This is a genomic window from Nocardia sp. NPDC003269, assembly GCF_042888005.1.
GTDB lineage: Bacteria > Actinomycetota > Actinomycetes > Mycobacteriales > Mycobacteriaceae > Nocardia.
In genome coordinates, this window is sequence record NZ_JBIAPA010000001.1 from 581,109 (window position 1) to 594,686 (window position 13,578).

The 13,578-nt window shown below is 70.0% G+C and carries 11 protein-coding genes; 3 read left to right on the forward strand and 8 right to left on the reverse strand.

The genetic code is table 11. The features are described 5' to 3' along the window. Positions 1 to 222: 222 nt before the first annotated feature. Positions 223 to 1,770 (reverse strand): amidophosphoribosyltransferase, encoded by a 1,548-nt coding sequence (gene purF / locus ACFYWJ_RS02520; protein WP_355270965.1) that lies wholly within the window; start codon positions 1,768 to 1,770, stop codon positions 223 to 225. Positions 1,771 to 2,063: 293 nt separating this feature from the next. Between purF and ACFYWJ_RS02525 the strand changes: the two genes are divergently transcribed. Beyond that, a complete protein-coding gene (locus ACFYWJ_RS02525; RefSeq protein ID WP_355270963.1) occupies positions 2,064 to 3,341 on the forward strand; it encodes a DUF3533 domain-containing protein in 1,278 nt (425 codons plus the stop codon). A gap of 12 nt (positions 3,342 to 3,353) precedes the next feature. On the opposite strand, the gene ACFYWJ_RS02530 is transcribed toward ACFYWJ_RS02525, so the two are convergent. The 3 genes from ACFYWJ_RS02530 to ACFYWJ_RS02540 form a co-directional block, all read right to left on the reverse strand. Continuing rightward, positions 3,354 to 4,109, reverse strand: a complete 756-nt coding sequence (locus ACFYWJ_RS02530) for a GNAT family N-acetyltransferase (protein WP_355270961.1) — start codon at positions 4,107 to 4,109, stop codon at positions 3,354 to 3,356. A 227-nt stretch (positions 4,110 to 4,336) separates the two neighbouring features. Then, positions 4,337 to 4,729 (reverse strand): sterol carrier family protein, encoded by a 393-nt coding sequence (locus ACFYWJ_RS02535; RefSeq protein WP_355270959.1) that lies wholly within the window; start codon positions 4,727 to 4,729, stop codon positions 4,337 to 4,339. A gap of 32 nt (positions 4,730 to 4,761) precedes the next feature. After that, positions 4,762 to 5,394: a helix-turn-helix domain-containing protein gene (locus ACFYWJ_RS02540; protein WP_355270957.1), complete on the reverse strand. Its 633-nt coding sequence runs from the start codon at positions 5,392 to 5,394 to the stop codon at positions 4,762 to 4,764. Positions 5,395 to 5,476: 82 nt separating this feature from the next. On the opposite strand from ACFYWJ_RS02540, the gene ACFYWJ_RS02545 reads away from it, so the two are divergent. Beyond that, the gene (locus ACFYWJ_RS02545) at positions 5,477 to 6,346 is read left to right on the forward strand and encodes an alpha/beta hydrolase (RefSeq protein WP_355270955.1); all 870 of its coding nucleotides are present in this window, start codon (positions 5,477 to 5,479) and stop codon (positions 6,344 to 6,346) included. A 42-nt stretch (positions 6,347 to 6,388) separates the two neighbouring features. Here the strand turns inward: ACFYWJ_RS02545 and ACFYWJ_RS02550 are convergent, their stop codons facing one another. Both ACFYWJ_RS02550 and ACFYWJ_RS02555 read right to left on the reverse strand, forming a co-directional pair. Next, positions 6,389 to 7,063 carry a type II CAAX endopeptidase family protein gene (locus ACFYWJ_RS02550; RefSeq protein WP_355270954.1) on the reverse strand — a complete coding sequence of 225 codons (675 nt, stop codon included), beginning with the start codon at positions 7,061 to 7,063 and terminating at the stop codon, positions 6,389 to 6,391. Positions 7,064 to 7,160: 97 nt separating this feature from the next. Continuing rightward, the gene (locus tag ACFYWJ_RS02555) at positions 7,161 to 8,894 is read right to left on the reverse strand and encodes an alpha/beta hydrolase (RefSeq protein WP_387161391.1); all 1,734 of its coding nucleotides are present in this window, start codon (positions 8,892 to 8,894) and stop codon (positions 7,161 to 7,163) included. Positions 8,895 to 9,035: 141 nt separating this feature from the next. On the opposite strand from ACFYWJ_RS02555, the gene ACFYWJ_RS02560 reads away from it, so the two are divergent. After that, positions 9,036 to 9,326, forward strand: coding sequence for a YiaA/YiaB family inner membrane protein (locus ACFYWJ_RS02560; protein WP_019044829.1), 291 nt, complete (start codon positions 9,036 to 9,038; stop codon positions 9,324 to 9,326). A gap of 48 nt (positions 9,327 to 9,374) precedes the next feature. On the opposite strand, the gene ACFYWJ_RS02565 is transcribed toward ACFYWJ_RS02560, so the two are convergent. Together ACFYWJ_RS02565 and purL are read right to left on the reverse strand one after the other, a co-directional pair. After that, positions 9,375 to 11,213 carry an alpha/beta-hydrolase family protein gene (locus ACFYWJ_RS02565; RefSeq protein ID WP_355270952.1) on the reverse strand — a complete coding sequence of 613 codons (1,839 nt, stop codon included), beginning with the start codon at positions 11,211 to 11,213 and terminating at the stop codon, positions 9,375 to 9,377. A gap of 22 nt (positions 11,214 to 11,235) precedes the next feature. Then, complete coding sequence (gene purL / locus ACFYWJ_RS02570; protein WP_355270950.1) at positions 11,236 to 13,530, reverse strand: phosphoribosylformylglycinamidine synthase subunit PurL; 2,295 nt, start codon at positions 13,528 to 13,530, stop codon at positions 11,236 to 11,238. Positions 13,531 to 13,578 lie beyond the last annotated feature (48 nt).

The following is a 13,578-nucleotide window of genomic DNA, read 5'->3' on the forward strand; positions in this document are numbered from 1 at the left end:
CGCCCGGATCACGGGAGCGGCGACCACACGGTGAGCCAGCGATATATCGGGGGACCGTACAGGCGAACCATTACCGCCCAGTTTCAAATCGGGCGAAAAATTGCGGGGATGTTATGAACTAATCTTACGTAATTATCGGTTACCGGAAATATTCACGTACACAGCGCAAAAGGGGCCGATCAGGTTTATCCTGACCGGCCCCTCCTGAAAAGCGTTGCGGCGCTACGGCCTGCTCAGCGCGTCGACATTCACGTTCTCGCCCAGCAGCTTCGACTCCGGCTGCCCCGAGAGCATGCCCTCGAGGACGTTCTTGCCGATGGCCGCTTCCTGCGGCAGCGGGATCGGGTAGTCGCCGGTGAAGCAGGCGGTGCACAGCCGGGTGGCCGGCTGCTCGGTGGCGGCGATCATGCCCTCGGTGGAGATGTAGCCGAGGCTGTCGGCGCCGATCGAACGGCGCACGTTCTCCACCATGTCGGCGTAGCTGTCGTCGGCGCCCGTGCCGTTGGCGATCAGCTCCGCGCGCGAGGCGAAGTCGATGCCGTAGAAGCAGGGCCACTTCACCGGCGGCGAGGCGATGCGGACGTGGATCTCCAGCGCCCCCGCCTCCCGCAGCATGCGGATCAGCGCGCGCTGGGTGTTGCCGCGCACGATCGAGTCGTCGACGACGATGAGCCGCTTGCCGCGGATCACCTCGCGCAGCGGGTTCAGCTTGAGCCGGATACCCAGCTGACGGATGGTCTGGCTCGGCTGGATGAAGGTGCGGCCCACGTAGGCGTTCTTCATCAGGCCCTGGCCGTAGGGGATGCCGGAACCCTGGGCGTAGCCGACCGCGGCGGGCGTGCCCGACTCGGGCACCGGGATCACCAGATCGGCCTCGATCGGGTGCTCCTTGGCCAGCTTGCGGCCGATCTCCACGCGGGTGGAGTGCACCGAGCGCCCGGCGATGGTGGTGTCGGGACGGGCCAGGTACACGTACTCGAAGACGCAGCCCTTGGGCTCGGGGTTGGCGAAGCGCATGGAGCGCACGCCGTCGGAGTCGATGGCCAGCAGTTCGCCCGGCTCGATCTCGCGGACGAACGCGGCGCCGACGATGTCGAGCGCGGCGGTCTCGGAGGCGACCACCCAGCCGCGGTCGAGCCTGCCCAGCACCAGCGGGCGCACGCCGTGCGGGTCACGCGCGGCGTAGAGGGTGTGCTCGTCCATGAAGGTCAGGCAGAACGCGCCGCGCAGCTGCGGCAGCAGCTCCATCGCGGCCTGCTCGATGGACGAGTCGGCGGCGGCGTGCGCCAGCAGCGCGGTGACGATATCGGAATCGGAGGTCGCGCCGGTCATCTGCGGGCGGCCGTCGATGACGCCCGCCCCGATCAGGCCGAGTTCGCGCGCGCGACCGGCCAGTTCGGCGGTGTTGACCAGGTTGCCGTTGTGCCCCAGCGCCAGGCCGGAGCCGACGGCGGTGGTGCGGAAGATCGGCTGTGCGTTCTCCCAGGTGACGCCACCGGTGGTGGAGTAGCGACAGTGACCGACGGCGATATGCCCCGGCATCGCGCCGAGGGTCTGCTCGTCGAAGACCTGGGAGACCAGGCCGAGATCCTTGAAGACCAGGATCTGGGAGCCGTCGGAGACGGCGATACCGGCCGCCTCCTGCCCGCGATGCTGCAGGGCGTACAGGCCGTAGTAGGTGAGCTTGGCGACGTCCTCATCGGGAGCCCAGACGCCGAAGACGCCGCACTCCTCACGGGGCTCGTTCTCGGGCTCTAGGGGGTCATTCACCGTTTGCTCCCTGTTCGGGCGGGCTGGGGGCACCCGTCATTCTACGGGTGATTCGCACCGCGACGTACACCGCGGCGCAAACCTCGCGCAATCGACCGCGGGCGATCACACGGATTCCGGGAGGCACAGCTGCTACCGTGCCGATCGTGACCACCGATGGCAGTGCGCACGAACCCGCTGATTCCCCTACGGTCAACACCGATTCGGAACCGGGGGATTCCGGGACATCACCGCGGACCGATGCGACATCGGCCACAGTCCGGATCTCCCCCCGGCAGTGGGTCAGGATCATCGTGGCGCCGACCACCGTTCTCGCGGTCGTGCTGTCCCTGCTCGGCATCATGTACCTGGCCTACATCGCCGATCCGGAGGGCAACCTGCACGATTTCCCGATCGTCCTGGTCAACCAGGATGTCGGTGACACCATCGACGTCGGCGGGCGGACCGAGCAGGTCAACTTCGGCAAGCAGGTGGCCGACGGACTGGTCGCCGGTGTTCCCGCCGATCAGGTCGACCTGCGCGTGGTCGGGATCAGCGAGTCCGAACGGCTGATGCGCACCGCCCAGATCTACGGCGCCATCATCATCCCCAGCGACTTCAGCAAACGGCTGGGAATTCTCGGGGTCGGCAGCGTGGTCGGCGGCGAGATCGAGCGCCCGATCATCACCGTGCAGACCAACCCCGGCATGGGCCCGTACTCCGCGGGCATCGTGACCCGCATCGGCGCGCAGGCGATGGCCGAGGTGAACGAACAGGTCGGGCAGCAGCTGACCACGCGGGTCCGCGACACCATCGCCGCGACGCCGGCGGGCGCACCGGCACCCGAGATCTCCGGCGCCGCCCAGCTGACCCTGGCCCAGCCGATCCAGGTCGTCGAGCAGGACTGGCGACCGCTGCGCGCGGGCTCGGGACTCGGCCTGACCGCCTTCTTCTACGCGCTGCTGATCCTGATGGCGGGCGTGGTCGGCGCGATGGTCATCCATACGATGGTCGATGCCCAGCTGGGTTTCCAGCCCACCGAGTACGGCCCCTGGTACGTGCACTATCCGCCGACGCCGATCTCCCGGTTCCACACCCTGCTGATCAAGTGGGGCGTGATGGTCGTCGTCGCCGTCGTGGTCTCGCTGCTCTACCTGGCGGTGGCGAAGGTCCTCGGCGTGGCCGGTGACCAGCCGACGCAGCTGCTGCTGTTCTCGATACTCGCGCTGATCGCGGTCGGGATGACCTGCATGGCCTCGCTCGCCGCCTTCGGCACCGCGGGCCTGCTGATCAACCTGGCCGTGTTCGTGATCCTCGGCCTGCCCTCGTCGAGCGGCACCGTCCCGATCCAGGCGGTCCCGACCTACATCGCCTGGCTGGCCGAGTTCGAGCCGATGCATCAGGTGTACCTGGGCATGCGCTCGATCCTGTACTTCGAATCCGACTACACCGCGGGACTGGGCCGGGGGATCTGGATGTCGCTGCTCGGACTGTTCCTGGCGCTGGTCGGCGGCGTGTCGATCACCAAGTACTACGACTTCAAGGGACTGCACCGGGAGAACATGGTCGGCAAGAAGGAAACCGCCGCCTGACCCCGTCCGGCCTCAGACGTGTCGCATCCAGATGTTGGGTTCGTGGTACACGCCCTGATCGGCGGAGCGGTCGACGCGCAGCACGCTCAGTCCGCCCCGGATCACGTAGTCACCGGACTCCGGCAGCGGCAGGCGGGTCCAGCGTTCCCATTCGGACACCGTGCCCGTCATCGTCTGCGAGGCGGGGGCAGCGGTGAGGATTTTCGCGCCCAACCGCTCATGGGTGCGGACCCAGGGATCGAACGCCGTTCCATCGTCGCGGCGCCACGTCATGAAGCTCTCGATCGGCGTGAGTGGGTAGAAGGCCTTCGTCGTCGGACGGACCGGCACGATCACCCGGCTGAGCCCGGCCGCCTCGGCGACCCGCCGCAGGGCCATCAGCGCCTGGCCCGCGTATCCGCGCCCCCGCAGCGACGGAACGACGACAGCGCCGCAGATCACCAGGGTGTCCGGCGGCACGCCCCGCTCGTGGCCCTCGACGGCCTGGACGAGAGCCTGGGTGTACCCGGTGGGGAGCGTGGCTGTCCGCCCGTCCCATCGGATCGGCACTCCCGAGCCCGACGCGACAGGCACCTCCTGCTCGTCCAGCAGCATCAGGCTGAGTTCAGGGAAGAATTCCAGCACTCTGCTCATGTACTGGTCCACCACCCGATCGGCCCTGATGAATTTGGGGAACTTCTCGTTCGCGAGTTCCTCGGCGTGCTCGCCCGCCCACTCCCTGGCATCGGTCCGCACGACCCGCAACATCGTTCGCTCGTTCGACGCCATCCGGCTCCTCCCGCGCAAGGGGACCGCTTGTTGTCGCCCAGCATCCGGCGGTGCCGCTGAGCAGAGCGGGCAGGCCCAGGATTCGAAGCCTGGCACTCCTACAGCCATTGTGTGGGTTCTTCGCGACTCCGGGCAAGTAGTCGAGGAACGCCGGAACAGCGCAGGTCAGTGCCGGTAACCGCGGGCGAGATGGCGTGCGCGGGACGACGAGGTGCGCGACCGGCGGCTCACTCCGCCAGTGGGACGATCGGCAGCCATCCGGCGATCTCGGCCGCGCGCAGTCCCGAGACCGACAGCGCACCGGATGCCACCGCGTCGTCGAATTCCAGCAGGCCCGTGGCCAGCAGCAACCAGGTTCGCGGGTCGGTCTCGACGACGTTCGGTGGGGTTCCCCTGGTGTGCCGTGGACCCTCGATGCACTGCACGGCGACGAACGGTGGCACCCGGACCTCCACCGAGTGTCCCGGCGCGTCCGCCGCCAGTGCCCTGGCCGTGCCCCGCACCGCCGCGGCCACCTGGGACCGCTCCGGCGCCGCCGCAGCCGCCGACCGCAGCCAGTCCGCCACCGCGAGCACCGCCGCCCGCACCTGCGCGGGCTCCACCGTCTTCCGTCCAGCCATCCCGGGAACGCTACCGAAGGGGGTGCGACGGGTCAGCCGCGTCCGGCGCGGAGGGCATCGATGCGCAGGTCGAGGTACTCGACCATCATCGCGCGGGCGTCGGCCCCGCCGAGCAGGGCGAGGCGCTTGGTGTGGGCGAGCAGGAGCAGGCCGGACAGGTGCGCCAGGACGTCGGCGGTGATGACGCGGGCGCGCTCCTCGGTGGCGCCGAGTTCCACCGCCGCCGAGACGATCGGACCGAGGCCGCTCAGCATGGCCGCGTTGAGACCGGCGTCCAGTTCGGCGCCGAGGCCGTGCGGGCGGATGCCGCCGCGGAAGAGATAGAAGCCCAGGTCCAGGTCGCGGGGGTTGCCGTCGTAGAAGTCGAAGAAGGCCAGGCCCGCAGCCCGGAACCGGGCGGCGGGGTCGTCGAGGACGGTCACCGCCGCCACCTCGGCCGAGAGCCGGGCCAGCGATTCGCCGAGCAGGGCGGCGTAGATGTGCTCCTTGCTCGGGAAGTAGGCGTAGAGCGCGCCGGGGGTGTAGCCGGCGGCGGTGGCGATGGCCCGGATATTGGCCGCGTCGACGCCGTCTTCCTCGAAGATCGTCCTGGCCGCGCGCAGGATGATCGCGCGCTTGGCCTCGGCGATCTCGTCGCGACGCCCCGCCCGGCTCGATTCGGCCACTGGTCCCCACTTCCCTTCGATCGGGGCCTCACGCTACATTCTGAACAACGTTCAGCACAGTGAACCACGTTCAGGAGGTGTCATGCCGAGCTCCACCGAGCCGACCGAACCGACGACCCTGCGGTTGCGCAGCTCCGACGAGCTGACCCTGGTGGCCGACAGCTTCGGCACCCCGGGCGGCCCGCTGGTCGTGATGCTGCACGGCGGCGGCCAGAACCGGCACTCGTGGAAGCGCACCGGCCGCGCCCTGGCCGCGGCGGGCATGCACGTCGTCGCGGTGGACGCCCGCGGCCACGGCGACAGCGACTGGTCGCCCACCCGCGACTACACCCGCGACGCCATGGTCGGCGACCTGCTCACCGTGCTCGACCAGCTCGGCGCCACCCCCGGCAACGGCGCGGTCGTCGTCGGCGCCAGCATGGGCGGCATCACCGGCCTGCTCGCCACCGCCGCGCCCGGCGGCGCCGCCATCCGCGCGCTGGTGCTGGTCGACATCGTGCCGCGCTCGGAATCCGCCGGCGTGGAACGCGTCATGGACTTCCTCGGCAGGCACCGCGACGGCTTCGACACCCTCGACCAGGTCGCCGACGCGGTCGCCGCCTATCTCCCGCACCGCCCGCGCCCCGACAACGCCGACGGCCTGCTGCGCAACCTGCGCCAGCGCGAGGGCCGCTGGTACTGGCACTGGGACCCGGACCTGCTCACCGGCCTCGAGGACAACCCGCAGGCCCGCATCGACGACATGGAAGCCGCCGCCGAGGCCCTCACCATCCCGGTCCTGCTGGTCCGCGGCGGCAAGTCCGACGTGGTCAGCGACGAGGGCGCCGCCGCCTTCCTCGCCCTGGCCCCGCACGCCCGCCTGGCCGAGATCACCGCCGCCGCCCACACCGCCGCCGGCGACGACAACGACGCCTTCACCGACGCCGTAGCAGGCTTCGTCGCCACGGCCTGACCAGCACGCGACGACGAATTCCTGACCGGGAAACGACGGCGGTCAGGCCCCGCGACCCGACCTGAGTTCGATTCGTTGGGCCACCAGGGGAAGCACCGCTCCCCCGGCGTTGATCGCCAGGTGTAGCAGCGCGGGGGCGGTCGCGCTGTCGGTGTGTCTGCGCAGCGCGCTGAAAACCAGACCGGCGAGGGTGGTGAGGGCGACGGTTCCTGGCACCGATTCGCCGGTGGCCTGGGCGAGGCGGATGTGGCACAGCCCGAAATCCAGCGCTCCCGCCAGGGCCGCGGCGCGTGGTTCGGTGGTCTCGTCGAGCAGTGGGTCGAGGGTGCCGCGGAACATCGCCTCCTCGGCCAGCACGGTGCCGACGGGGATGTGCAGGGCGATCCATTCGAGCGTTGACGTCTCGGGCACTCGCTCGGCCACTTCGAGCGGCAGCTTCCGCAGCGCCGGAACCGCCAGGGCCACACCGTAACCGGCGAACACCAGCGCGGCACCACCCAGGCCCCAGCGAAATCCCTTGGCCGACGACCAGTTCGGCCTCCCCCCGAACACCATCGCGTAGCTCGCCGCGAAGCCGAGGTTCGCCACGGTGCGGCCACGCAGCCGAAGGCGCGACGCGGGCAGCAGCCAATTGCTCCACAGCGGTGGCAGACTCAGCGCGAAACCCACCCGCGCCCGCTCGCGCAGACCGAGGGCGCGTACTCCGCCGAGCCTCACGACCGCCCCTCGCACCCGCGATCCGCGCCCGCCACAGCCCACCGGCGGCACCGCCCACCGCGAGGCGCGCGGTACGTGAGCGCCGACGCGACCCGGCTCACTTGACGGCCCGCTCGTACTCGTCCGCCGATTCCAGTGCGGCACGGATGCTCTCGACGACCTCCGGGCTCACCCCCGGCGGCGCCCCGACCGCCAGCCACCCGTCCAGCACCAGACTCCCGTAGCGGTGCCCGTGCCCGTCCGAAACCCCTTGGGCATTGGTGAGATCCGCGGTGACCTGCCAGAACGTCACGAACGGCGCCCACCGCATCTGGGTGGACACATCCGGTCCGCGCGGCTCGCTGAGCCAGTCCGGCTGGGTGAGGATCAGATCGGCCGACCACCACACGATCGGGTCGGACGGGTGCTGGAGATACGCGATGCGGGGTTCGCGCCAGGTCGCGGCGGGACCGAGATCGACCGCGTCATCGGCGAATCGGACGACGAGCCCGTCCGCGTACATCGGCGCCACCGCGGGCGAACCGGGGTCGCGCCGGTCGACGAACTGCCGCCACAGCCGATTCGAATTCGGCGGCCCCACCCACAGCGCCCCGTCGACCTTCTCCCGCAGGTCACCGAGCCCGCCGAACGCCTCCTCCGAGCCCTGCGACCCCAGGCTCTCCCCGTAGACGAACAGCTTCGGCCGATGCTCCGGCGGCTGCGCCAGCCACCGCTCATACACCGCGTCGAACAGCTCCCTGCCCGCCGCGGCCGCCTTCTCCCGGTCCGACAGGAACGACAGCACGCTGGGCAGATACGAGTACTGCGTGGCGACGATGGCCGTATCGCCCCCGTACAGGTACTCCACCGCGCCCGCCGCCGTCGCGTTGACCCAGCCGGTCCCGGTGGTGGTGACCACCACCATGGCCTCACGGTCGAACGCGCCGGTCCGCTCGAGCTCGGCGACGGCCAGCTGCGCGGCGGTCTGCTCGCCGGTCACCGATTCCAGCCCGACGTAGGCCCGAATCGGTTCGCGCGCGGTCTTTCCCGTCACCTCGGTGATGTCGTCGGCGCTCGGCCCGTTGGCGACGAACCAGCGGCCCTCGAACCCGAGGGTCTGCCACGGCGCGAGCGATTCCGGGCTACCCGAGCGCTCCGGTTTCGCCGGCTGGAGCGCGTAGTCGGAGGTGTGGTCGTTGCGCACGCTGAACGCGGAGTTGGCGACCGCGAAGAACGCCCGCGAGGCGACACCGTTGAACACCGTCACCGCGAAGACCACCAGCACCAGCGCGCCCGCGGCGGGCGCGAGCTCGCGCGGCACCCGCACCCAGCGGTTGAGCTGGCGCGCCAGCACCAGCACCAGGATCCGCAGCGTCCGGTAGACGGCGACGACCGCGACCCCGACGGCCACGCTGAGCAGCCCGGTCCGCAGGTAGGCGGGCGTCGTCGTGCCCGTCATCCCCATCAGCGAGGTGATCTCGCGCTGCCAGCGCGCCGACTGCACCAGCATCACCGCCGCGACCAGCGCGCAGACGACAAGCACGGTCGCCTTGATCGCGTAGCGCAGCCGGTCCGACGGGCTCGGAATCGGGATCCGCGCGCGCACCCAGCGCCGGAAGAGCCACTCGAGCACACAGCCGAGCCCGTACCCGATCGCCGCGTTGATCCCGCTGATCAGGCCCTGGAACAGCCAGTCGCGCGGGACCAGCGACGGCGTCACCGACAGCGCGAAGAACAGCGTCGCCAGGACCAGGCCGGGGTAGTTGAGGTCGACGACGTCCTCGACCCGGCGCAGCAGCCGGGCGCCGCGCGCACGCAGCGTCACGAGGGTCGAGCCTGTCGCGGACACCAGACCAGTATGGCTGGCCGGTTTCGCCCGGCGGGCCGTTGTGGATGGCGGGTCGGTCACTCCCGGCCGGGTCCGGCAACTACCCATCGCACTCGAGTAGTTTCACGCGCCCGCGAGAATCCCCCGGTCAGCACACTGATGGACATGAGCACACCCAATGCCAAGCCGAAGAACACCTCGGCGTACATGGTCCAGGCCGCGATCGCGTTCGGCGTCAGCCTGATCGGCACCGGCGCCGGGATCGCCTACCTGCCGCTGGACGCCTGGCAGCGCGGCTTCCTCGCGATGTCGGGGCTGTTCCTCGTCACCAGTTGCTTCACCCTCGCCAAGGTCGTGCGCGACCAGCAGGAGGCCCAGTCCCTGATCGGCCGGATCGACGAGGCGCGGCTGGAACAGCTGATCGCCGAGCACAATCCGTTCCGATCGGTGTCGTAGCCGGGTCCGGGCAGCCCCGATCGAGGGGTTCGGTGCTGCCCGGCCCGGTTACTTCAGCTGATGCTCGGTGGCGGCAGACTCGACCAGATACGCCTTGATCCGCTCCGCCAGTTCCGGTGTGTAGTCCGGTGGTTCGGCCACCGCGGCCCACGCATCGGGCACCACGTTGCCGTAGTTGTGGCCGTGCCCGTTGGACACCGTCTGCGCGCGGGGCAGATCCGCCGCGACCTGCCAGAACGTGACGATCGGATACCACGACATCGCCGGGGACACATCCGGTCCGCGCTTCTCGCGCAGCCAGTCCGGCTCGGAGAACAGCAGATCCGGTGACCACCACACCACCGGGTCGGACGCGTGCTGCAGGTAGACGATGCGCGGGTCGGTCCAGTTGTCCGATGGACTGCCCAGCTGATCGGCGCTCGCGGCGAAGCGCACCGAGAGCCCGTCCGCGAAGATCGGGGTGATCTCCTCGGTGCCCGGATCACGCCTGCGCACGAATTCCGACCACAGCCGGTTCGAGTTGGGCGGACCCACCCAGAGCACACCGTCGGTGCGGTTGCGGATGTCGGCCAGGCCGGAGAACGCGCCCTCGGAGCCCTGCGAACCGAGGCTCTCGCCGTAGACCAGCAGCTTGGGCCTGGCGTCCGCGGGCAGCGCCGACCAGCGTTCGTACACCTTGTCGAACAGTAGCCGCCCCATGGTCATCGACTTGTCGCGGTCGGACAGGAACGACAGGGCGCTGGGCAGATACGAGTACTGCGTCGCCACCAGGGCGCTGTCGCCGTTGTACATCAGCTCGATCGACTCGGCGCTGGTCGAGTCGACCCAGCCGGTGCCGGTCGTGCTGATCACCACCAGCACTTCCCGTTCGAAGGCCTTCGTCCGGTCGAGTTCGGCGACGGCCAGATCGGTCTGCGCCTCGAAGCCGTCGGCCGATTCCAGCCCCGCGTACACCCGGATCGGTTCGCGCGCCGGCTTTCCGGTGACCTCCCCGATGGCCAGCGCGGTCGGCGCGTTGGACACGAACCACCGGCCCTCCGAGCCGAGGGTGTCCCACTTCGCCAACGACTCGGGGCTGCCGGAGCGTTCGGGCAGCGTCGGCTGGATCGCGTGCGGGGAGGTGTGGCTGTTGCGGGCGCTGAACGCCGAATTCGCCACGGTGAAGAAGCCTTTCGCGAGCACGCCGTTGAACAGCAGCACGGCGGCGATGATCACGATGACCACACCGAGCGGCCGCGCGAACGAGGCCGGGATCCGGACCCACTGGTTCAGGCCGCGCGCCACGAACCGCACCAGCCGGACCACGCCGCGCGAAAGCCAGATCAGCAGGCCGACGACCACCGCGCCGACCAGCACGGTGCGCGGATAGCCGGAGTCGGAGATCGGTTCCATCGCCATCAGGTCGGTGATCTGATGCTGCCAGTGCGCGGACTGGACGCTCAGCGCGATCGAGACGATCAGGCAGGCCAGCACGATCACGGACTTCACCGCGATCGACGTCCAGCTCGGGCGCTGCGCCCAGAGCTCGGCGACCCGGGCGGGCAGGGTGATCCTGGGCCGCACCCACTTGCCCCAGGCCCAGGCCAGGGCCGAGCCGATGCCGTAGCCGATGGTCGCGTTGATGCCGCTGACCAGGCCCTGGAAGAACCAGTCACGCGGCAGCAGCGACGGTGTCAGCGACCAGCAGAAGAAGATCGTGGCCACGACGAGGCCGGTGTAGTTCGGGTGGAAGAACCGCTCGACCAGATGGATTCCGCGCAGGACCAGATTGTCCGGCGCGGTCGTCTTGTCGGGCACAGCCGTATCAGGCGCGGCCGGAGTGTCGGGCGCGGCCGGAGTGTCGGGCGCGGCCGGAGTGGGAGTCGAGCTCGTGTCCTCTGTGGTCAAGCTCGACTCCTCATCCGACGTTTCAGGCGGTGTGCGCTCCGAACAGCTTAGGCAGCGTGCCCTCGAACGCCTCGCGCAATTCGGCGAGTGTCACCGAGAACTGGCCCTGCACCTCGATCGAATCCGAGCCCTGGTCCACCACGCCGATGCGCACCCACGGCAGCTGCCGCGCGTCGCACATCTTGGTGAAGCGGGTCTCCTCCGAGCGCGGCACCGCGACGAGCACGCGCCCGGCCGACTCGGAGAACAGCTGCACGAACGCATCCGTTCCCTCGGGCAGCACGATGCGGCAGCCGGTCTCGCCTGCCAGCGCGGCCTCGACGACGGTCTGCGCCAGGCCACCCTCGGACAGGTCGTGCGCGGCGGAGATCATGCCGTCACGCGAGCCCGAGGTGAGCACCTCCGAGAGCAGCTGCTCGCGGGCGAAGTCGACCTTGGGCGGCACGCCGCCGAGGTGATCGTGCACGACCTGCGACCAGATCGAGCCGTCCAGCTCGTCGTGGGTGTCGCCGAGCAGGATCAGCGACTCGCCCGGCTCCAGGCCGAGGCCGGTCGGGATGCGGCGGTGCACGTCGTCGATCACGCCGAGCACGCCGACCACCGGGGTGGGCAGGATGGCGTCCTTGCCGGTCTGGTTGTAGAAGCTGACGTTGCCGCCGGTCACCGGAATGCCCAGGGCCGCACAGCCGTCCGCGAGACCGCGCACGGCCTGCTGGAACTGCCACATCACGCCCGGGTCCTCCGGCGAACCGAAGTTCAGGCAGTTGGTGACGGCCTTCGGGGTGGCGCCGGTGGTGGCGACATTGCGGAAGGCCTCGGCCAGCGCCAGCTGCGCGCCGGTGTACGGGTCGAGCTTGGTGTAGCGGCCCGAGGCGTCGGTGGCCAGGGCGATGCCGCGGCCGGACTCCTCGTCGATGCGCACCACGCCGGCGTCGGCGTGCTCGGCCAGCACGGTGTTGCCGCGCACGTAGCGGTCGTACTGCTCGGTGATCCACTTGCGGCTGCACAGCTGCGGGCTGGCGACCATCTGCAGCAGGGTCTCGCGCAGCTCGTCGGCCGTCTTGGGCCGGGGCAGCGTGGCGGTGGTGTCGGCGATCAGCGCGTCCTGGGTGTCGGGACGCTGCACCGGGCGCTCGTAGACCGGGCCCTCGTGGGCGACGGTGCGCGGCGGCACGTCGACGACGGTCTCGCCGTGCCAGGTGATGACGAGGTGGTCGCCGTCGGTGACCTCACCGATGACGGTGGCCAGCACGTCGTGGCGCTTGCAGACGGCCATGAAGGCGTCCACGTTCTCGGGGGTGACGACCGCGCACATGCGCTCCTGCGACTCGCTCGACAGGATCTCGGCGGGGGTCATGTGCTTGGCGCGCAGCGGGACCTTGGTCAGGTCGATGTGCATGCCGCCGTCGCCCGCCGCGGCCAGTTCCGAGGTGGCGCAGGACAGCCCGGCGCCGCCGAGGTCCTGGATGCCGACGACGAGGCCGGCCTTGTACAGGTCGAGACAGCACTCGATGAGCACCTTCTCGGTGAACGGGTCACCGACCTGCACGGCGGGCAGCTTCTTGCGGCCGGTGCCGGTCTCCTCGCCGGAGAAGGTGTCCGAGGCGAGCACGGACACGCCGCCGATGCCGTCGAGGCCGGTGCGCGCGCCGAACAGGATGATCTTGTTGCCCGCGCCGGAGGCGAAGGCCAGGTGCAGGTCCTCCACGCGCATCGCGCCCGCGCACAGCGCGTTCACCAGCGGGTTGCCCTGGTAGGAGGCGTCGAAGACGGTCTCGCCGCCGACGTTGGGCAGGCCGAGGGAGTTGCCGTAGCCGCCGATGCCGCGCACGACGCCGTCGACCACGCGACGGGTGTCGGCCGCGTCCGCCGCGCCGAAGCGCAGCTGGTCCATCACCGCGATCGGGCGCGCGCCCATCGCCATGATGTCGCGCACGATGCCGCCGACGCCGGTGGCCGCGCCCTGGTACGGCTCGACGTAGGACGGGTGGTTGTGGCTCTCGACCTTGAAGGTGACGGCCCAGCCGTCGCCGATGTCGACCACACCGGCGTTCTCGCCGATGCCGGCCAGCATCGAGGCCTTCATCTCGGGCGTCGTCGTCTCACCGAAGTAGCGCAGGTGCACCTTGGAGGACTTGTAGGAGCAGTGCTCGCTCCACATCACGGAGTACATCGCCAGCTCGGCGTCGGTGGGCCGACGGCCGAGGATCTCCTTGATGCGGGCGTACTCGTCGTCTTTGAGACCGAGTTCCTTGTACGGCTGCGGAGCATCCGGGGTGGCTACGGCGGTGGCGACGGTGTCGACCTGCAGTGTCACGGGAGACCAGGGTCCTTTCGGCCGGGGGACTTGCCACCAGAGTCTAGT

Coding starts and splice junctions, on each gene's coding strand:
- ACFYWJ_RS02535 (WP_355270959.1), bottom strand. CDS start 4,729: ATGGCTGGACGGAAGACGGTGGAGCCCGCGCAGGTGCGGGCGGCGGTG.
- ACFYWJ_RS02530 (WP_355270961.1), bottom strand. CDS start 4,109: ATGGCGTCGAACGAGCGAACGATGTTGCGGGTCGTGCGGACCGATGCC.
- ACFYWJ_RS02545 (WP_355270955.1), top strand. CDS start 5,477: ATGCCGAGCTCCACCGAGCCGACCGAACCGACGACCCTGCGGTTGCGC.
- ACFYWJ_RS02560 (WP_019044829.1), top strand. CDS start 9,036: ATGAGCACACCCAATGCCAAGCCGAAGAACACCTCGGCGTACATGGTC.